This is a genomic window from Paenibacillus rigui, assembly GCF_002234615.1.
Taxonomy (GTDB): Bacteria; Bacillota; Bacilli; order Paenibacillales; family NBRC-103111; genus Paenibacillus_S; species Paenibacillus_S rigui.
This window is the reverse complement of the sequence record NZ_NMQW01000057.1, coordinates 22389-39501: the sequence shown is the minus strand read 5'-3', so window position 1 is coordinate 39501 and position 17113 is coordinate 22389. Positions and strand designations below refer to the sequence as shown.

At 51.1% G+C, this 17113-nt stretch carries 23 protein-coding genes and 1 pseudogene; 16 read left to right on the top strand and 8 right to left on the bottom strand.

What is annotated here, in order from left to right; translation table 11 throughout:
* Positions 1 to 137: 137 nt before the first annotated feature.
* From CF651_RS29140 to CF651_RS29130, 3 genes are read left to right on the top strand one after another with little or no spacing between them, the layout of a single operon-like run.
* Positions 138 to 1412, top strand: a complete 1275-nt coding sequence (locus CF651_RS29140; protein WP_179233047.1) for an acetylornithine deacetylase — start codon at positions 138 to 140, stop codon at positions 1410 to 1412.
* Positions 1409 to 2083 carry a thiaminase II gene (tenA, locus tag CF651_RS29135; protein WP_094018378.1) on the top strand — a complete coding sequence of 225 codons (675 nt, stop codon included), beginning with the start codon at positions 1409 to 1411 and terminating at the stop codon, positions 2081 to 2083. The genes CF651_RS29140 and tenA overlap by 4 nt, the downstream gene beginning before the upstream one ends.
* A 30-nt stretch (positions 2084 to 2113) precedes the next feature.
* Positions 2114 to 3349, top strand: coding sequence for an aminopeptidase (locus CF651_RS29130; protein WP_094018377.1), 1236 nt, complete (start codon positions 2114 to 2116; stop codon positions 3347 to 3349).
* A gap of 162 nt (positions 3350 to 3511) precedes the next feature.
* Here CF651_RS29130 and CF651_RS29125 read toward each other — a convergent pair whose 3' ends face one another.
* Positions 3512 to 4453, bottom strand: a complete 942-nt coding sequence (locus tag CF651_RS29125; protein ID WP_094018376.1) for an aldo/keto reductase family protein — start codon at positions 4451 to 4453, stop codon at positions 3512 to 3514.
* Positions 4454 to 4753: 300 nt separating this feature from the next.
* On the opposite strand from CF651_RS29125, the gene CF651_RS29120 reads away from it, so the two are divergent.
* From CF651_RS29120 to CF651_RS29105, 4 genes are all read left to right on the top strand, one after another.
* Positions 4754 to 4960 carry an aspartyl-phosphate phosphatase Spo0E family protein gene (locus CF651_RS29120; protein ID WP_144029128.1) on the top strand — a complete coding sequence of 69 codons (207 nt, stop codon included), beginning with the start codon at positions 4754 to 4756 and terminating at the stop codon, positions 4958 to 4960.
* Positions 4961 to 5000: 40 nt separating this feature from the next.
* Complete coding sequence (locus CF651_RS29115; protein WP_094018374.1) at positions 5001 to 5372, top strand: hypothetical protein; 372 nt, start codon at positions 5001 to 5003, stop codon at positions 5370 to 5372.
* Positions 5373 to 5392: 20 nt separating this feature from the next.
* Positions 5393 to 5629 (top strand): DUF6953 family protein, encoded by a 237-nt coding sequence (locus CF651_RS29110; RefSeq protein ID WP_179233046.1) that lies wholly within the window; start codon positions 5393 to 5395, stop codon positions 5627 to 5629.
* Positions 5630 to 5771: 142 nt separating this feature from the next.
* The gene (locus CF651_RS29105; protein ID WP_094018373.1) at positions 5772 to 6059 is read left to right on the top strand and encodes a hypothetical protein; all 288 of its coding nucleotides are present in this window, start codon (positions 5772 to 5774) and stop codon (positions 6057 to 6059) included.
* A 138-nt stretch (positions 6060 to 6197) separates the two neighbouring features.
* Here the strand turns inward: CF651_RS29105 and CF651_RS29100 are convergent, their stop codons facing one another.
* Positions 6198 to 6386 carry a YqaE/Pmp3 family membrane protein gene (locus CF651_RS29100; protein ID WP_094018372.1) on the bottom strand — a complete coding sequence of 63 codons (189 nt, stop codon included), beginning with the start codon at positions 6384 to 6386 and terminating at the stop codon, positions 6198 to 6200.
* A gap of 146 nt (positions 6387 to 6532) precedes the next feature.
* Between CF651_RS29100 and CF651_RS29095 the strand changes: the two genes are divergently transcribed.
* On the top strand, positions 6533 to 6784 hold the full coding sequence (locus tag CF651_RS29095; protein WP_094018371.1) for a DUF7667 family protein: 252 nt from the start codon (positions 6533 to 6535) through the stop codon (positions 6782 to 6784).
* 71 nt (positions 6785 to 6855) lie between these two features.
* On the opposite strand, the gene CF651_RS33225 is transcribed toward CF651_RS29095, so the two are convergent.
* On the bottom strand, positions 6856 to 7062 hold the full coding sequence (locus CF651_RS33225; RefSeq protein WP_281254528.1) for a cold-inducible protein YdjO-related protein: 207 nt from the start codon (positions 7060 to 7062) through the stop codon (positions 6856 to 6858).
* 192 nt (positions 7063 to 7254) lie between these two features.
* On the opposite strand from CF651_RS33225, the gene CF651_RS29085 reads away from it, so the two are divergent.
* The gene (locus CF651_RS29085) at positions 7255 to 7554 is read left to right on the top strand and encodes a Rieske (2Fe-2S) protein (RefSeq protein WP_094018369.1); all 300 of its coding nucleotides are present in this window, start codon (positions 7255 to 7257) and stop codon (positions 7552 to 7554) included.
* 126 nt (positions 7555 to 7680) lie between these two features.
* Entirely contained in the window at positions 7681 to 8838 is a 1158-nt protein-coding gene (locus CF651_RS29080) for a DUF2087 domain-containing protein (protein WP_094018368.1), read from the top strand.
* An 8-nt stretch (positions 8839 to 8846) separates the two neighbouring features.
* Here CF651_RS29080 and CF651_RS29075 read toward each other — a convergent pair whose 3' ends face one another.
* Positions 8847 to 9035 (bottom strand): hypothetical protein, encoded by a 189-nt coding sequence (locus CF651_RS29075; protein WP_094018367.1) that lies wholly within the window; start codon positions 9033 to 9035, stop codon positions 8847 to 8849.
* Positions 9036 to 9177: 142 nt separating this feature from the next.
* On the opposite strand from CF651_RS29075, the gene CF651_RS29070 reads away from it, so the two are divergent.
* Complete coding sequence (locus CF651_RS29070; protein WP_094018366.1) at positions 9178 to 9375, top strand: hypothetical protein; 198 nt, start codon at positions 9178 to 9180, stop codon at positions 9373 to 9375.
* Between the two features lie 104 nt (positions 9376 to 9479).
* On the opposite strand, the gene rpiA is transcribed toward CF651_RS29070, so the two are convergent.
* The gene (rpiA, locus tag CF651_RS29065; protein ID WP_094018365.1) at positions 9480 to 10148 is read right to left on the bottom strand and encodes a ribose-5-phosphate isomerase RpiA; all 669 of its coding nucleotides are present in this window, start codon (positions 10146 to 10148) and stop codon (positions 9480 to 9482) included.
* Between the two features lie 194 nt (positions 10149 to 10342).
* On the opposite strand from rpiA, the gene CF651_RS29060 reads away from it, so the two are divergent.
* Positions 10343 to 10855, top strand: a complete 513-nt coding sequence (locus CF651_RS29060) for an acyl-CoA thioesterase (RefSeq protein ID WP_094018364.1) — start codon at positions 10343 to 10345, stop codon at positions 10853 to 10855.
* 77 nt (positions 10856 to 10932) lie between these two features.
* Here CF651_RS29060 and CF651_RS29055 read toward each other — a convergent pair whose 3' ends face one another.
* From CF651_RS29055 to CF651_RS29045, 3 genes are all read right to left on the bottom strand, one after another.
* Complete coding sequence (locus CF651_RS29055; RefSeq protein WP_094018363.1) at positions 10933 to 11859, bottom strand: sugar phosphate isomerase/epimerase family protein; 927 nt, start codon at positions 11857 to 11859, stop codon at positions 10933 to 10935.
* A 134-nt stretch (positions 11860 to 11993) separates the two neighbouring features.
* A complete protein-coding gene (locus tag CF651_RS29050) occupies positions 11994 to 12572 on the bottom strand; it encodes a hypothetical protein (RefSeq protein WP_094018362.1) in 579 nt (192 codons plus the stop codon).
* A gap of 174 nt (positions 12573 to 12746) precedes the next feature.
* Positions 12747 to 12962, bottom strand: coding sequence for a hypothetical protein (locus CF651_RS29045; protein WP_094018361.1), 216 nt, complete (start codon positions 12960 to 12962; stop codon positions 12747 to 12749).
* Between the two features lie 118 nt (positions 12963 to 13080).
* Here CF651_RS29045 and CF651_RS29040 point away from each other — a divergent pair, with 118 nt between their 5' ends.
* From CF651_RS29040 to CF651_RS33050, 4 genes and pseudogenes are all read left to right on the top strand, one after another.
* The gene (locus CF651_RS29040; RefSeq protein WP_094018360.1) at positions 13081 to 14034 is read left to right on the top strand and encodes an MsnO8 family LLM class oxidoreductase; all 954 of its coding nucleotides are present in this window, start codon (positions 13081 to 13083) and stop codon (positions 14032 to 14034) included.
* A 118-nt stretch (positions 14035 to 14152) separates the two neighbouring features.
* Positions 14153 to 14923: a DeoR/GlpR family DNA-binding transcription regulator gene (locus tag CF651_RS29035; protein WP_094018359.1), complete on the top strand. Its 771-nt coding sequence runs from the start codon at positions 14153 to 14155 to the stop codon at positions 14921 to 14923.
* Between the two features lie 204 nt (positions 14924 to 15127).
* A pseudogene (locus tag CF651_RS33055) lies at positions 15128 to 15790 on the top strand (glycosyltransferase family 2 protein); the annotation flags it as partial.
* Positions 15791 to 15853: 63 nt separating this feature from the next.
* Positions 15854 to 16942, top strand: coding sequence for a glycosyltransferase family 2 protein (locus tag CF651_RS33050; protein WP_245856208.1), 1089 nt, complete (start codon positions 15854 to 15856; stop codon positions 16940 to 16942).
* The last annotated feature ends 171 nt before the right edge of the window (positions 16943 to 17113 follow it).

The following is a 17113-nucleotide window of genomic DNA, read 5'->3' as shown; positions in this document are numbered from 1 at the left end:
TACTTTCGTATGATAAAATTTTGTACAGCCATTTCTTTGCCCGAAGAAGAAATGGCTTTTATTTGCCCAATGCGCCAGCTTACGGAAAAGCCTGTGGCTCTCCGGTGCTGCATATCATGGAGGGGAGACTGTCGTCTGTGAAGGAGCCGTTACAACGATTGTTATCGCAGGTAGAAGCGCGTCAGGATGAGCTGGTTGCGCTGCTGGAGCGACTGGTCCGATTCAAAACACCGGCGCCGCCGGCCAGAAATACCGAGGAAGCGCAGCGATTCATCGCGTCCTTTTTGCAGGAAAAAGACTTTGAAGTACATATGTGGGACGTATACCCCGGGGATCCGAATGTGGTAGGCATACGGAAAGGCGCCGCATCTGACCAATACAAGAGCCTCATCCTGAACGGTCATATCGATGTGGCGGAAGTGAGCGATGACGAGCCTTGGGAGCAGGATCCTTTTATCCCTTTCGTCAGAGACGGGGTTATTGTGGGGCGCGGCGTGTCGGACATGAAGGGTGGGCTGGCCGGCGCGTTATTTGCCATCCAGCTGCTGCACGAAGCAGGCATTCGTCTGCCCGGGGACCTCACCTTTCAATCGGTGATCGGCGAAGAGGTCGGTGAAGCGGGGACTCTGGAATGCTGCAAGCGCGGATTTACGGCGGATTTTGCCGTCGTGGTGGATACGAGCGACCTGCATATCCAGGGACAGGGCGGCGTCATTACCGGATGGATTACAGTGAAGAGCCGGCAAACGTTCCACGACGCGACCCGTAAAAGGATGATTCACGCCGGAGGCGGGCTGCTCGGAGCCAGTGCCATCGAGAAAATGATGAAGGTGCAGCAGGGGCTGCAGGAGCTGGAGCGGCATTGGGCCGTCATGAAAAGCTATCCGGGCTACGCCCCCGGTACGAACACGATTAACCCGGCAGTCATCGAAGGCGGCCGGCATGCGGCTTTTATAGCGGATGAATGCCGCTTGTGGATCACGGTCCATTTTTATCCGAATGAAACATACGAACAGGTAACGAGAGAAATCGAGGAGCACATCGGCTATGTGGCCAGCGCCGACCTGTGGCTGCGAGAGAACCCGCCCCAATTCGAATGGGGAGGCTCGTCGATGATTGAAGACCGGGGTGAAATATTTCCGTCGTTGGAGGTGGACCCGGACCATCCCGGCACACGTGCCCTGATCCACGCCCATGAAGAGATCTTCAAGGAGCAAGCGGTCGTGGATGTGTCGCCAACGGTAACAGACGGAGGCTGGTTCGGCGATGCAGGTATTCCAGCCGCGATCTACGGACCGGGGAATTTGAGCAATGCGCACGCGGTAAATGAGGGGCTTTCTGTAGAACAGCTGATTCAATTTACGAAGGTCATCCTCCAGTTTATTTATGATTGGGGACATACAAGGAAATGAAGTTTACCGACCACGTATATGAGAAATATAAGACGGATTGGCGCCAAAATCATCAGCATCCTTTTATTATCGAAATGGGTCAAGGTACATTGGGTGTGGAAAAATTCCGGTTTTATATGGTCCAGGATTATTTATATTTAATCGACTATGCCAAATTGTTCGCTCTTGGAGCGGTGAAGGCCCAAGATTTGAAGACGATGGGTAAGTTCGCCGCCCTGCTGGATGCGACAATGAATGAAGAGATGGCTTTGCACAGGAAGTATGCTGAGCAGTTCGGCATCTCCGAAACGGAGCTGGAGCAGGCTGAGCCGTCACCGATTACGCTGGCTTACACACATTATATGCTGCATGCCGCCCAGAACGGACCTTTGTCGCACTTGGTAGCCGCCCTGCTGCCGTGCATGTGGAGCTATTGGGATATCGGGAAGGAATTGAATCTCATTCCCGGAGCCGCTGACCACGAATTATACGGGGAGTGGATTCGGATGTACAGCTCGGAAGAGTTCGGGGCCTTGGCCCGCTGGTGCATGGAGCTGATGGATGAGCTGGCGGAAGGCGTATCGGAGCAGGAGTGGGCACGGCTTGAGGACATCTTCTTGAATACGACACGATTTGAGTACATGTTCTGGGATATGGCGTATCATCAAAGCATGTGGCCGTCAAACAACTAGAAAGACAACAAGAATAGAGGAGGCAGAATAATGAGTTCATTCGAGAAAAACATAGAAAAATACGCCGAGCTGGTCATTCGGGTAGGTGTCAACCTTCAACCGGGACAAGTGCTTTTCGTCGAATCTCCGTTGGAGGCCGTAGAGTTTACCCGCCAGGTGGTGAAGAAGGCATATGAAGCCGGAGCCAAATACGTTCAGGTGCAGTGGGACGATGAGCAGGTGACAAGGAACCGGTTCTTGTATGCGCCGGAGGACTCGTTCAGCTATTATCCGGAATGGATCGCCCCGATGATGGAGCAGCTGGCGGAAGGCGGGGGAGCGCTGCTGAATATTAAGGTGCCGGACCCGGAGCTGTATCAGGGGATCGATGCGAATCGCGTGACTACCGCAACGAAGGCGGCATCCGTCGCCAGAGCCAAGTTCCAGGGCTATGTCCGGAATAAAAAATTCAGCTGGTGTCTGGTGAAGGCACCCACCCGGGCTTGGGCTTCCAAAGTGTTCTCCGACCTGCCGGAGGAGGAACGGGTTCAAGCGATGTGGGACACCCTTTTCCGTATGAACCGGGTGGATCAGGACGATCCGGTAGCAGCGTGGCAGGAGCATATCGGCCGCCTCAAAAAAGTCAAAGATATCCTGAACGCCAAGAAATACAAAAAGCTTCATTATCAAGCGCCGGGAACGGACCTGACGGTCGAGCTGCCGGAAGGGCATGTGTGGCATGGCGGAGGAACGACCAACGATGATGGCATCTATTTCGTCGCGAATATGCCGACGGAAGAGGTATACACGATGCCGAAGCGGACCGGGGTGGATGGGAAGGTCACCAGCACGAAGCCGTTGAACCTGAACGGGCGGTTGGTAGACGGATTTTCCTTGACCTTCGAAGCGGGGCGGGTCATCAGCTATTCGGCCGAAGTCGGTGAGGCGTATCTGAAGGCCCTACTGGATACAGACGAAGGGGCAAAATATTTGGGCGAAGTCGCGCTGGTTCCGCATCACTCGCCCATCTCCAATCTGAACCGTGTATTCTATAACACGGGTATCGATGAGAACGCCTCCTGCCATTTTGCTGTAGGCAGCGCTTATCCGTTCACTTTGGAGAACGGCACGAAGATGACGAAGGAAGAGCTGCTCGCCGCAGGGGCAAATGTCAGCCTGACGCACGTCGATTTCATGGTCGGCTCGGCCGAGCTTAATATCGACGGGGAGCTGCCGGACGGCACCGTAGAGCCCGTGTTCCGCCAAGGGAACTGGGCGGTGAAATAACCGCAAGGGGAAATCAATAAAACTCCGCCGATCTCATTGGTATCGGCGGGTAAAAAAAGAACCAACCGACAGCCGAAGCGGCTCGCCGGTTGGTTCCTTTCTTTTGTGGGAGGGGAGTATGGATTTGTTCGGTTTGTTACAACGCTTCCTTGATGCTAAACGCTAAGCTTGAAGAATCGCTTCGATCGATTGAAGCACATCCTCGGAAAGGGCGATACCGCTAGCTGCACAGTTCTCGACGACCTGCTCCGGACGGCTTGCGCCAACCAATGCGCTGGCCACATTGTTTTGTCTCAGAATCCAGGCAATCGCCAGCTGAGACAGCTTGATTCCAAGCTCGCCGGCAATTTTGCCGAGCTGCTCGACCTTGACTAAGGCAGCTTCGTTCAGCCGCTTTTCGTCCCAGTTTTTGCTGGATGCGCGGCTGTCAGCCGGAATCGGCTGGCCCAGCTTGTACTTGCCTGTCAGCAAGCCCTGCGCAAGCGGAGAGAACACGACTTGTCCGAAGCCTTTGGATTCGCCGATCGGAATAATTTCTTTTTCAATGTAACGGTTGAACATGTTGTAAATCGGTTGGTTGACGATGATCTTATCCAGCAGCAGCTTGTCCGCAATGGCGTAAGCATCGACAATTTGAGCGGGCGTCCACTCGCTGACACCGATATACAGCACTTTGCCTTGGGAAACCAGATCGTCGAGCGCACGCAGGGTTTCTTCCAGCGGCGTTTCAGGATCGTAGCGATGGCAATAGTAGATGTCGATGTAATCTGTTCCCAGACGCTTTAGGCTCGCTTCCGCCTGCTCCATAATGTGTTTGCGGGACAAGCCTCTGTCATTCGGCCCGTCGCCCATTGTATTGAATACTTTGGTCGCCAGAACATACGATTCTCTCGGGTAACGGGACAAAGCTTTGCCCATTACTTTCTCCGCTTCGCCACGCTCATACACGTTCGCTGTGTCGAAGAAATTAACACCAAGGTCATAAGCTTGCTCGATCGATTGAACGGCAGGATCCTCTCCGACATAACCGCCGTAAGTTAACCAGCTGCCAAGGCTGATTTCGCTGACCTTCAATCCGCTGTTTCCTAATCTTCTATATTTCATGCGTGGCAAGCCTCCTTGTGGATTTGATTTATCGCACAATAGTTATTATAAAAACAATTGTTAATTTTGGTAAGAGCTGAAAAAGAGTTCATTTAGTTACCGTGAGGTGCTTCTCTAACGTTAAAGTAAGTAGCTATCCTTTGCTGGCAGGTCCGATGCTTAACCGGTCTATGGCTTCAAATGAAATCTCTTCCGCCGCTCTCATATTGTGTAACATTTGCCTAAAAGGTATAATAATCCGGTATGATGTCCATGTGCTGACGATTGAATGAAAAGGGGATTTATGGAGCGTGCAGGCGGGTGAACAGGTTGGATAGCGAAGGTCTGGGGCAGATGATCGAGGATTTAAAGAAGATGCTTATCGATGTGGCCGCGAGGAGAAAATTTAATTTACAGCATCCTGAGGTACAGCAGATCAGCAGAACGTTGGACGGGTATATTCTCGAGTATATGCAGCGTCCGAGAGAAGCGGCGAAGCAGCAGACGCGGCAGGTACTATCGGAATAGCAGGAGCCGTGGAAGGAACGGATGAGAGGGGAGAGAATTGATGAACGGAATATGGGCTTGGCTCGGACTCGCACTTCTGATCGGAGCAGGAGTCGCGGTGAATCGGCTTGTGAAAAGCTCGGGACCGCTTGGCCAAGCGGCCGCAGGACTAAGGCATCTCGTTGGGCAGCAGCTGCAAGGGCAAAGCACACCGGAGGATTTGCCGCTATGGGAGAAACACCTCGCCGCCTTAGATCAATACCCCAGTGACTATAACAAATTGAACCTGGAAATACGATTTATTCAGATCTTCGCCCAATATTTGGAGCAGCACTATCCATCGGATGAACGGATTCCTGCATGGCTTGAGGCCGGCAGCTATCGGAAAGACACGGTATGGGGCATTAAAATCAATCGTCAAGATGAGAAATGAACGGACAAGGAGAGATCCCATTGGAAAGTAAGGCGGAAGAAATTGCTCAATGGATGCTGAAGGAAGTCAAGTTTGCAGGTATTTTATATCAGACCGAGGCGGTCCGCTATATTACGGAGCATTATGGAGAGTCCTATATTTATACGAACGAGAACGGCAACGTATCGATCTCCAAAGAAGTGAAGAAATTGTTCAAGAAGCTCCACGGCGGCAGGGTAGCTTGGGACCGTGACGGCTTTTTCTGGGGCTGGACCTAACCATCCTCAGCCTTCCTTCAAAGGAAACACTCGGTTGCTTGTCATTAGCAAGCGGATTCAACGCTTTTTTGCCTCCTCTAATGCATAGAAACGCCACCTTTTACAGAAAATAGGTTGGGTTACGGAGGAGGTAAAAATAACGATGGATACAGTCCACTATCATGATTTTATTGATGATCTCATCAGCCGCAACAAAGAGATTTTCAGTGAGGAAGACTTTACGGAGTGCCGCAAAGCGGTAACGGAGCTCACCGAAATTGTTCACAATCTTGAGGAAACACAGACAAAATTCCGCAGGAAATTGTCTGAAGCGGCTGCGAATGAACATGACAATAAGGAAAAAATAATTTATCTTCAAGGGTTGGTCGATGGAATGAATCTGGTTGTACGCCCTCTCAAATCGCATGTGCAAACGAAACCGGTACATTGACAGGCTGCCCTCGGCAGCCTGTTTTTGTAAGCAGATAGGAAAGTAAACGTTTCACAACTTTCGTCTACCTTGACAAAGGCAGGCCATCCTGAAAGATGGCGAAGCCGTTTATCCTTAGCTTTGTATAGGAGCTTTCGGTTATTTATCCAGGTACCGCGCCATACGCTCCATTCGTTTGTCCTGCTTCCGTTCGTGGACGACCATGCAAGCGTGAATGGCGCCAGGCAGCCAGAAGCATAACGTTAGAATCAGGTTAATGAAGGCTTGGAACGGTTTGCCGCAGAAAAGTACAGCCACTGGAGGAAGTAAAATCGCCAATAAATACATCGTAACCACCTCGTCCCTTTAAATTGAAGTTATATATGTATACGCTAACCTCTCCGTATTGTTTCAGTAGATCCGCGGGGCTTCCGTCTATTTTGTTTTTTCTATGCCCATACTAGCTACTAATAACTGGTTGGGAGGAAGCAGGAATGCTATCGGTACATTGGAGATTAGCGGAGCTTTGGACATTGCAGCAGAAAAGGGGATTAACGGAGGAAGAGGCATCGGAAATGTCGGCATGCCTGCATTATAATGCTATTTATGCAAGAAAGCTGTCACGGCTTTATAATTTATCTCTTGCCGCTTCCATGACGAAGGATGTGGAATGGCAGCATGAGCTATGCAAGGAGATTGAGAAGCTGCAGCAAATGGGCGGTATTTCTACAGAATTTCAAAGCTAAGAGTAAAGCCGGACTTCGTAGAAGAACGGCTTTTTCCATTCATATGTAGGCAAGCCCTCGGAGCAAGCCTTTTATTTTTTTGGAGCCTTGTACTTATTCATCAGCTTGGGCAGGTGCTTGATGCTTTTGATCATGGCGCCGCTGCAAAGTGGGCAAACGGGGGAAGGGGGAGCCATTTCCTCACGTATCCATGATTTGCATTCTTTATTTTTGCATCTCCATATCGGTACGGGCGCTACATCGGGTTTGGTTGTGTCGGTCTGCAAAGGAATCTTCACCTCCGGTTTTGTTGGTTCTCGGCTTTGTTGGCACAAGGATTAATATTAGCGGTAATACGTAAAATAATCAATGATTCCAAATAAGAATTCATAAAATTGTGACGGGCAGCCGGCCGGGTTAAGTGAAGAAGAGGAATGGGGATCCATTGTGTCGAAGCTTTAAGCTATTGCTGTTGGAAGGAGATTTGTTATATGAACGAAATCGTATTAGGTCCAGTGAGCCGTTTTGATCAGGAGCTGCCGGCTGAGGTTGAGCTGGAGGGTCGACCCTGTTATGTGCTTAAGGATGGCGAAACGTTCAGGCTTGTGTCCCGAAAATGTCCTCACGCCGGACAATGGGTGGAGTGGGAGGATGGGGAATTGGTTTGTCCGATGCATGGATGGACGTTCAATCCGCATACAGGTGCCTGCCTGAATGTACCGGCCAAAGGGCTGGCTGAATTCAAGGTAATCCAAAGAGACGGGGAGTTAATCGCGCAATTGCAGGAATAGTCGAGAGCAGTCTTCAACTTTAACCGAAGTTGGGCTGCTTTTTATTTGGCTAAGTCTTGACAATTATATAAACGAAAAGTTATATTGTCTATATATTAAATAAACGTAATGAGGAAGTGTTTATATATGGATCAGGTCGATGCGTTGTGGAAGGCACCCCTGCACGAGATTGTACGCGGTTATTCCTATCAAGCCACTACGGAAACCTTTGACTGCCTCGTTTGCGGCAAATCGTTCGAGAAGGGCATCATTTACGCAGAGGGCGATCATTTCTATGAGGCGGAGAAATATGCCAAGCTTCATCTTCGGCAGGAGCACGGCTCGATGTTTGATTATTTGTTGGGTCTTAACAAAAAGCTGACAGGTTTGACGGACCTGCAAAAAAATTTGCTGCGTCTATTTTATGACGGCTTTAATGATCAGGAGATTGTAAAACAGCTGGACGGAGGAAGCACTTCGACGATTCGCAACCACCGTTTTGCGCTTCGGGAGAAGGAGAAGCAGGCGAAGCTGTTCCTGGCCATCATGGAGCTGCTGGAGCAGCAGCAGAGGAGTGGCGGTAAAGAACAGGAGAAGCCCGCCAGGAAGCAGCAGCTCGTGGAAATTCACCGTACCGCGACGGTGCGTGATGAGCGCTATGCAACCACAGAGGATGAGTATCATACGATCATTCTGAATTATTTCAAAGAAGGCCCGGAAGGCCCGCTCAGCAGTTTTCCGAAGAAGGAGAAACGGAAGCTGGTCATTTTGCGACACCTGATATCCCGTTTTGAAGTGGGCAAACGCTATACGGAGAAAGAGGTCAACACCTTGCTTCAAGCTGCGTTCCACGATTATGTGACCTTGAGACGCTACATGATCGAATATGGCTTCATGGACCGGGAAGAAGACGGCAGCGCGTATTGGGTGAATGAGGGAATCCCCGCGATGACGGAGGAAAGGCGTCAAGAGCTGCTCGCTGCTTACAAAGAGAGAAAGAATGCAGCGGGAGTATATCAGGTGCGAAACACAGAGAACGGGAAGCTGTTCGTCGGGAGCAGTCCGAATCTGGACGCGGTATGGAATAGGCTGCAGTTCGAGCTGAAGATGAAAGGCAGCAGGATTAAAGGCCTGCAAAAGGATTGGAAGGAATTCGGAGAGGAAGCCTTCGTATTCGAGGTGCTCGAGGAATTCAAGCCGGGCAGCAGCGCCCCGGATGCACCGATCAGCCAGCAGCTTGCCGCTATGGAACAACAATGGATAGAGAAGCTGCAGCCCTTTGGGGAGAAGGGCTACAACGAATAATCCTCAGCTTACCTCTGCTTGGTTTGGGCCGGCAGTACCTTCTGGACAACCGCAAGAACAGCCGTATCCACGGCGGAGGCCATCAATGTGACGGTAAACCAGCCCGGCGTGCCCAGGGAATAATACAGCAGCCCGTGAAACGCGAAGAGTACAATAAAAGCCCATAGTAAGTTAATGCTCTTAATCCATTGAATCATGGGAAAACATCCGCCTTTCTATATTGCAATTATTGTTATGTTTGCCCAAAAGACTCGGATTATACCGAAACGTTTCTTCGGGCGATGAATGTGGTATAATCATTTGACAATACTGCTTTGCCACCTTGAGGAGGAAACCATAATGGAAATTGGACATTACTTGGTAGGAGATCATGATTTTGAAGAAGCAAAAAAAATGGGCTATATTATCAAAGCGACTCAAGGGCATATCACGATTTATCCGCCAGGCAAAATAACCGCTTATTCAGACGATCATGTTGCGATTGAAGGCAAACGGTTGTTCAGACCCGTGAACCGCTTTGAAATTGTGGGCATGTAACAAGGATAACAGCCCAAAAAGGACAAGCTCACCCAACATGGAGGGGCTTGTCCTTTTTCATCTTGAAAGATGGCGAAGCCGGTTATTCATGGTGCTCTGCGCACTTACCGTGTAAAGGTTTGCACGGTACCATCTTCATAACCTACGATGACGGAGCTCGCCCTATGGACGAACAGCCCATTCTCCACCACGCCTGGAATCAGGTTGAGCTGTGTTTCCAGGGATCCGGGCTCTTCAATCGTACGGAAGCGGCAGTCGGCGATCCAATTGCCGTTATCGGTGACGAAGGGCTGGCCGTCCTTCAAGCGAAGCTCAGGAAGACAACCTAACGCTTTAATTTGGGCTAGCGTTAAATTCGCCGCAAAGGGGACGATTTCTACCGGTAGAGGGAAGCGGCCCAACTGCTTGACCCGCTTGGACGCATCCACGATGATGATGAGCCGCCTGCTGCTAGCGGCAAGTATTTTTTCCCGGAGCAGTGCGCCTCCTCCGCCCTTGATCAAGCTTAATTGATCGTCCACCTCATCGGCCCCATCGATGGTCATATCTATGGTTTCGACGTCGGCGAAAGGAACAAGAGGAATACCAAGCTCCCGGGCCAGATCCTCCGATGAGGTGGAGCTGGCGACAGCTCTAATGCTTAGCCCATCCTTTACGCGTGCAGCGATGCTTTGAATGGCCCAATACGCTGTGCTGCCTGTCCCAAGACCTACTGTCATTCCATCCTGAATCCACTCAACCGCCTTCTCGGCAGCTATTTTTTTCGCATGCATCGGATCACTCCTCTCTCTATTATTAAACCTCCCCAAAAAGGCTATGGCAAGCAGGCTGCAACGGGAAAGCTAAAAGAAGCTGCTAAAACCAAAAAGGGTCATCGGAAAGTATTGCTCAAGTTCATGCGATAACTTATAGTATGAATAAATAGAAGACCGGGCTTGTCCGGTAAACCATTGGGGGATGAAACATCATGGAACAAAGATTTGCCAAGGAGTCCAGATGCTACAAAACGTCGCGTGTATTTCCAACCGACGTCAACAACCATAATACACTGTTCGGCGGCAAGCTGATGGCTTATATCGACGACATCGCATCGATCTCGGCTTCGAAGCATTGCAGAAGATCGGTCGTGACCGCGTCCACGGACTCTGTTGACTTTCTGTTTCCGATCCGGCCGACGGATTCCGTTTGTCTGGAATCCTTTGTAACGTATACAGGAAAAAGCTCGATGGAAGTGTTCGTGAAGGTGATGACCGAGGATCTGAAAACAGCCGAGCGCCGTATTGCCGCGACCTCGTTCTTGACCTTTGTGGCATTGGACGAAAACAAGAAGCCGGTACCGGTTCCGCAGGTGGTTCCCGAGACCGAAGAAGAGAAGCGGCTGAATGAAACGGCGGAGGATCGGGCCGAGTTCCGGCGAATCCGCAGGGAAAAGAGCAAAAACTTCTCGGGGCATTTGACGACGAAGTTCCCTTGGGAATAAGCTATTTTGAGAGACCGGGCTTTGCCATCTCCACATGGGAGGAGCAAAGCCCGGTCTTTTTGCTGTACACCCAACATTCAAGAATCTATGGATGATGCCAAGCGCAAAGTGTGTGCTTGTCGCCAAGCTTCCTCTGCCAGCTGCTTGAAGATCATGGCCTGCTGCCATCGGTCGGAAATCTCCGTAGCGGCACCGCCGTGTGATCTTGAAGTTATTGCATAGCCGGGAGGCCCCAGCTCGCTAACGAACGGCAGGACATCGCCGGGCTGCGCATCCTGAAGCCAGTAGGCCATCCCCTTGCTCCACCAACGCAAATATGGGGCGGTCAGCTCCGACTCCACTTGATCCCCGATGTCGATCTGCACCTGCTCACCGTTAGATACGCGGCCGTGGAGGGACGAGGTTCGCTGGAGCAGGACGTCAAACAGCGGCTCCGCTTGGCGAAGCATGCTTTCCCCAACCATCTCTCCGGCAACAACATAGTGTGACAAATCGATGGTCAGCCGAAGGGAGGGCAAGGCTTGGACGTAGCTTACGGTTCGGTGCAGGTCTTGAGTGACCCGCCCGCGATGGGTTTCCACCAAATAGGGAAGACCGGCCGCTGCCGCTTCTTCCGTAAGCTCGTGCAGCAATTGTACCGCTGCTTCATCGGTCACGAAAGAGTCCATGACCTGGGAGTTGACGTACTGCACTCCGAATCGCTTGGCTTCCTGCAGGAAGGAAGCCAATTCTTCACGTCGGGAAGGAAACGAATGTACCCCGAAGCTGAGTTGATACTCGTCCAGGAGTTTGCGCCACAATGCCTGCTCCTCCGGAGCGGGCAGTCTGCCGAGAATTCCGGTAAAGCCGGCCTCCGCGAGCTTTTCAAATTTTTCCTCCGTTGTCCACTCCCGCTGTGAAGTCCCCAACCCGCTCATCGCCCACCAGGATTGGTGAATCTCCAGTCGGGGGGCATTCTTTGAACCATCATGAATCCGGTGCACTTGCGGATGCCGTCGTTCCATACAATCCATCCACCTCCTGAATCCAGTATACTAGAGAAATTTTCCTTTTAAAATGTTCTTCTCCAATTGTAAACCGTGCCGGATGGCGATTGCGGGGCAGACATATAAAAAAAGAGAGATCGGTTGATCCCTCTTCACTGCAAACGGGAAGGCTGGTTACCTTGCTTCGGCTTGGAGGCGAAATCCATCGTCCAGTCGATCATCCCGTTCATCATGCTTAATACCAGATTAATAACATCTTCCTCCGTTAAACTACCGCCGCCGCCCGATTTGCTGGAGGTATACTCCTGCATTTTTTTCTCCAGACTGCTGGTCAGCTCCTTCAATTTCAGAAAATCGTTGGCAATACCGAAGATTTGGTTGTTCGAATCATTGTCTTGCTGACTTGACTGACCTTGTCCTTGCTGGCTGTGCCGATCCTGTTGCTCCTGCTGTCCGCTTTGCTGCTCCTGCTGGCCGCCGGCACCCATGCTGTCACCGCCATCTTGTCCGCCGGACCCGCTTTCCGCGCTTTGCTCCTGATTTTGACGGGATTGTTTACGGCCCTGCCCCTCTTGCCCCTGGTCCTGTCCTTGATCTTGACCTTGACCTTTGTTTTGCTGCTTGGTTTGGTTTTGCAGTAACTCCTTAATTTGTTGAAGCTCTTGAGTCAGAAACTGATTCTGTTCGGTCAGCTCGTCGATTTGCCCCTTTATTTCACGGTTACTGATCATAAAGCGCTCCTTGTTCAATAGGTATCGTCTGTATCGTCGTTTGTATTTTATCCATATATAAGCGACATATCCATTTTTCTAAAGTTTCACATCGAGCCAGTTTCAAAAAAACGAACGCCGCGGCGTTTTTCGGCGCCTGGCGTTCGTTCAGTTTCCAAGAACAGCTTGCTTCTTTTATTTTTTTCTCATGCCGAAAAATTCACAAGCAGACCGGGAATGATAGCCCAGCTCGCTAACACTGGACTGGATGACGACGGTCTGCTCGTCAAAACGGGTGATGATTCCGCCCGAATCGACGACATGATCATCTTGAAAGACGCGAACGGCTACTTGGCGATCCATAGCCTCTTTGAAATCTTGATCAGTCAGTAATCGACGGTTATGAGCCATAATATGTTCTCCCTCACTACATAATAATCCATAGGCTATTGTATCAAAAACAAGGATAAATAGACATCGTCAACGTCCTGTGCTTCAATGGAAAGTAGAAGGGGAGGCCGTAAGGGATATGAAACTAAGTGTTCTGGATTTGGTTCCTGTTTTTGGCGGTGCAGCACACAATAAAGCGTTAGAGCAAGCAAGGAGACTTGCTCAGACGGCAGAGAGGCTGGGCTATTCGCGCTACTGGGTAGCGGAGCATCATGATCTGGCAGGACTGGCCTGTACGGCCCCTGAAGTTTTACTTGCCCACATTGGAGCTGTGACAACAACGATCCGCTTGGGCTCCGGAGCTTTGCTGCTTCCGCACTACAGTCCCATGAAGGTAGCGGAATCGTTCCGCTTGCTCTCTACATTGTACCGTGACCGGATTGATCTTGGCATTGGCCGTGCTCCGGGCGGGCCGGCGCATGCCAGCATGGCGCTTAGCGGCAATTTTCTGGAGCATGTCCGCCGTTTACCGGAATCACTCCAAGACTTGCTCGATTTATTGAACGATCAATACGAGCTGGAGGGGGTACCGGTCCGGGCGCGTCCGTTCCCAGATGCTGCACCGGAGGTATGGCTGCTCGGAACGAACCGGAAAAGTGCGGCCTACGCGGCGCAATTCGGCCTTGGCTATGTCTTCGGACAGTTTATGAGCGATTCGGATGGTGCGGCCGTACTGGAATCGTACCGGTCCGCTTTTCAATCCGCACCATGGATGTCCGCACCGCGTACGATGATCGGCATCAATGTCGTATGTGCTGAAACGGTTGAGGAAGCCGAACGGCTTGCTGCGGAAGCAGCGTCCTGGTTCAAGCCTGCCGGGGCATCGGAGCCTGCATCCTCCTCGAAAGAGCCATCCGCCGGAGCGAAGCTGCTGGCAGGAACACCTGAGCGATTGGCCCGGCTCCTGAAGGAGCTGCAGCAGTCCTATCAAGCGGATGAGCTGATGATTGTAACACCGATTACAGATTATGACAAACGGATACGTTCCTACGAGCTTCTAGCTGCCGAGCTGATTCCGAGGCATGATGAATAAAGGGGCGAAGCGGATTCGGTGCACTACATTTTCTAGTGCGAAAAGCAGCTATTTTGTTGTACAATAGATGGCATTGGCTTATGTGGCTTGTAGTTCATTGCAAATGAGGGAGATTGGGATGCTGGTAGCACAAAGATGGCAAAAAATCGTTCAGCTGGTCAACGAGCGCGGAAGCATTCGTGTAACCGAGCTTGGTGCGATATGCGAGGTAACGGAAGAAACCATACGCCGTGACTTGGATAAGCTTGAAGGCGAAGGCAAGCTGCGTCGCAGCCATGGGGGTGCAGTCAGCATCAAATCAACCCAAGCGGAGACGTCTTACATAGAGCGGGAAACGACCAATGCGGAAGAAAAGCGGGCAATTGCAGCCGTAGCCGTAAAACAGGTGAAGGAAAAGGACCGGATCATCCTGGATGCGAGCTCAACTGCTTGGTATATGGCACAGCTGCTTCCGGATATGCCGCTTACCGTACTGACGAATTCGATCAAGGTAGCTATGGAGCTCAGCTCCAAGGAGAAAATTCAAGTGATTTCGACGGGCGGGCTGCTGTCGCCGCGTTCCCTCTCTTATGTAGGACCACTGGCCGAGCGGTCACTTCACTCGTATCATGTGGATAAAGCGTTTCTATCCTGTAAGGGACTTCATTTGCAGCGGGGCTTGAGCGAGTCGAATGAGCTCCAGGCGCTGATTAAGCAGAAAATGATCGGTATTGCCGACCACGTCTTCATCCTGGCGGATTTCAGCAAATTCGGCCAGCAATCGCTTGCGCATGTTGCAGCCTGGGATGAAATTCATCATGTCATTACAGATGAGAAGACGGATGCCGCGGTTCTTGATCAGCTTGCGGAGCATTCGGTACGGGTACACCGGACGCTTGCGGAATTGTAACGATAATAACGAAGACGTATAAATGGACTTGGCTGATTTATTCAGCCGGGTCCGTTTTTTTCTCATACTGCTCAGGAGAACTGTACCATGCACGCCGTAAGCCTCGGCATATACTATACCCATAGCATACTGTTTACTTGGGTATAGCAAAACTAAACGGCTGTGCAGGCCATAGAGGTGAACCTGTTGAAAACAAGCATCATCATGTTGACTCACAATCAGCTGGAGCTGACGAAGCAATGTCTGGAAAGCATCCGAAAGCATACGCCGGAGGATTATGAGATCATTGTAGTCGATAACGGCTCGACCGATGAGACCGTCGACTTTTTGAAAACACAGGAGGATGTCGTGCTTTTGTGCAATGAAGCGAATGTTGGCTTCCCGAAGGGCTGCAACCAAGGCGCGCAAGCAGCCTCAGGGGATCATCTGCTGTTTTTGAATAACGATACCGTCGTTACAAAAGGCTGGCTTCATCGCATGCTTCGCGCTCTGTACAGCCGGGAGGACATCGGGGTCGTAGGACCGGTGTCCAATTTTGTCAGCGGCTATCAGCGAATTGATGTGCCTTATAAAGACTTGTCCCAGCTGGACGCATTTGCGGAAGCCTATAGCGAGGAAAACGATGGACGAACGCTGCAGGTTCGACGGCTCGTCGGCTTTTGCCTGCTTATAAAGAGAAGCGTGTTTGAGGAAATAGGTGCGTTCGATGAAACATTCGGTCTCGGCAATTATGAGGATGACGATTTGTGCTTTCGCGCGGCGCATGCGGGATATGCCCTGCTCATTGTGCAGGATGCTTTCGTGCATCATGTGGGGCATGGGACCGTACACCATCTGGAAAATGCCAACCTGTCGCAGCTGCTCGACAACAACCGCAGGCGGGCAATGGAAAAATGGGGTGTTTCGTTTCAAAGGGAGCTTTTTAAACCGATTGTTACCATTAGCTTGTGCATGATAGTCAAGAACGAAGAGGACGCTATAGCCCGCTGCCTCGATTCGGTGAAGCAACTGGTTGACGAAATAATTATCGTTGATACCGGCTCGACTGACCAGACCAAAGCTATCGTGAGCCGCTACACGGATAAAGTATATGACTTTGAGTGGATCGACGATTTCGCAGCGGCACGCAATTATGCGTTTAGCTTGGCCGGAAAAAACTACATCCTGTGGCTGGATGCCGATGATGTGCTGAAGCCGGAGGATCAGGACAAACTGCAGGAATTGAAGCGTACCCTCTCCATGGACGTTGATTCCGTCACGATGAAATATCACCTTGCTTTCGATGCGGAGGGCAACGTAACCGCAATGCTGCGGCGCAACCGTTTGGTGAAACGGTCCAAAGGCTTCCGCTGGTACGGGGCTGTGCACGAGTATTTGCAGGTGGGAGGGCATATCATCGACAGCGATGTGGCTGTGACTCATCTGGGGGATCATAGGGAGTCAGACCGTAATTTGAACATTTATGAGAAGCGCCTTGCCAAGGGAGAGCAGTTTAGTCCAAGGGACTTATACTATTATGCGAATGAGTTAAAGGATCATGGAAGATTCAGTGATGCATTGATTTATTACAGGAAATTCCTGGATACGAAGGCGGGCTGGATCGAGGATGTCGTAGCGGCGTGCGGTAAAATGGCAGATTGCTATCACAATCTGGGGGACGAAGAAAAGGAGCTGGAAATGACCTTCCTGTCGTTCCTGTACGATACGCCGAGAGCGGAGGCTTGCTGCCGCATCGGCTTCCGGTTTTTGCAGAAGCAGGACTGGAGGAAGGCCGTTTTCTGGTACGAACTGGCCACGAATACACCGGAGCCTGCCAGCAGCTGGGGCATGACGAATACGTCCTGCAGAACCTGGCTCCCTCATCTTCAGCTGTGTGTATGCTATGATCGTATGGGACAGCACGAAAAGGCCTATCATCATAATGAACTGGCGAGGGGCTTCCGTCCTCAGCATCCCAGCATTTTATACAACAAGACTTATCTGGAAGGGATTCTTGCCAAGACCGCGAAGCAGGAGTAGAGCATCCGTGACAGGGGAATACGGTTAGGCGAGCCCCGCTAGGGGCTGAAAGCTATCATTTGGAAAACAAACAACCCGGACGCGTAAATACCGCTCCGGGTTGTCTTTATTTTTGCGAAACCGTTCAATGAAGGGGAAGGGCGGGATGCCGCCTTTAATCCCTGGGCGAGG

Coding starts and splice junctions, on each gene's coding strand:
- tenA (WP_094018378.1), top strand. CDS start 1,409: ATGAAGTTTACCGACCACGTATATGAGAAATATAAGACGGATTGGCGC.
- CF651_RS29130 (WP_094018377.1), top strand. CDS start 2,114: ATGAGTTCATTCGAGAAAAACATAGAAAAATACGCCGAGCTGGTCATT.
- CF651_RS29125 (WP_094018376.1), bottom strand. CDS start 4,453: ATGAAATATAGAAGATTAGGAAACAGCGGATTGAAGGTCAGCGAAATC.
- CF651_RS29115 (WP_094018374.1), top strand. CDS start 5,001: ATGAACGGAATATGGGCTTGGCTCGGACTCGCACTTCTGATCGGAGCA.
- CF651_RS29105 (WP_094018373.1), top strand. CDS start 5,772: ATGGATACAGTCCACTATCATGATTTTATTGATGATCTCATCAGCCGC.
- CF651_RS29100 (WP_094018372.1), bottom strand. CDS start 6,386: ATGTATTTATTGGCGATTTTACTTCCTCCAGTGGCTGTACTTTTCTGC.
- CF651_RS29095 (WP_094018371.1), top strand. CDS start 6,533: ATGCTATCGGTACATTGGAGATTAGCGGAGCTTTGGACATTGCAGCAG.
- CF651_RS29085 (WP_094018369.1), top strand. CDS start 7,255: ATGAACGAAATCGTATTAGGTCCAGTGAGCCGTTTTGATCAGGAGCTG.
- CF651_RS29080 (WP_094018368.1), top strand. CDS start 7,681: ATGGATCAGGTCGATGCGTTGTGGAAGGCACCCCTGCACGAGATTGTA.
- CF651_RS29075 (WP_094018367.1), bottom strand. CDS start 9,035: ATGATTCAATGGATTAAGAGCATTAACTTACTATGGGCTTTTATTGTA.
- CF651_RS29070 (WP_094018366.1), top strand. CDS start 9,178: ATGGAAATTGGACATTACTTGGTAGGAGATCATGATTTTGAAGAAGCA.
- rpiA (WP_094018365.1), bottom strand. CDS start 10,148: ATGCATGCGAAAAAAATAGCTGCCGAGAAGGCGGTTGAGTGGATTCAG.
- CF651_RS29060 (WP_094018364.1), top strand. CDS start 10,343: ATGGAACAAAGATTTGCCAAGGAGTCCAGATGCTACAAAACGTCGCGT.
- CF651_RS29055 (WP_094018363.1), bottom strand. CDS start 11,859: ATGGAACGACGGCATCCGCAAGTGCACCGGATTCATGATGGTTCAAAG.
- CF651_RS29050 (WP_094018362.1), bottom strand. CDS start 12,572: ATGATCAGTAACCGTGAAATAAAGGGGCAAATCGACGAGCTGACCGAA.
- CF651_RS29045 (WP_094018361.1), bottom strand. CDS start 12,962: ATGGCTCATAACCGTCGATTACTGACTGATCAAGATTTCAAAGAGGCT.
- CF651_RS29040 (WP_094018360.1), top strand. CDS start 13,081: ATGAAACTAAGTGTTCTGGATTTGGTTCCTGTTTTTGGCGGTGCAGCA.
- CF651_RS29035 (WP_094018359.1), top strand. CDS start 14,153: ATGCTGGTAGCACAAAGATGGCAAAAAATCGTTCAGCTGGTCAACGAG.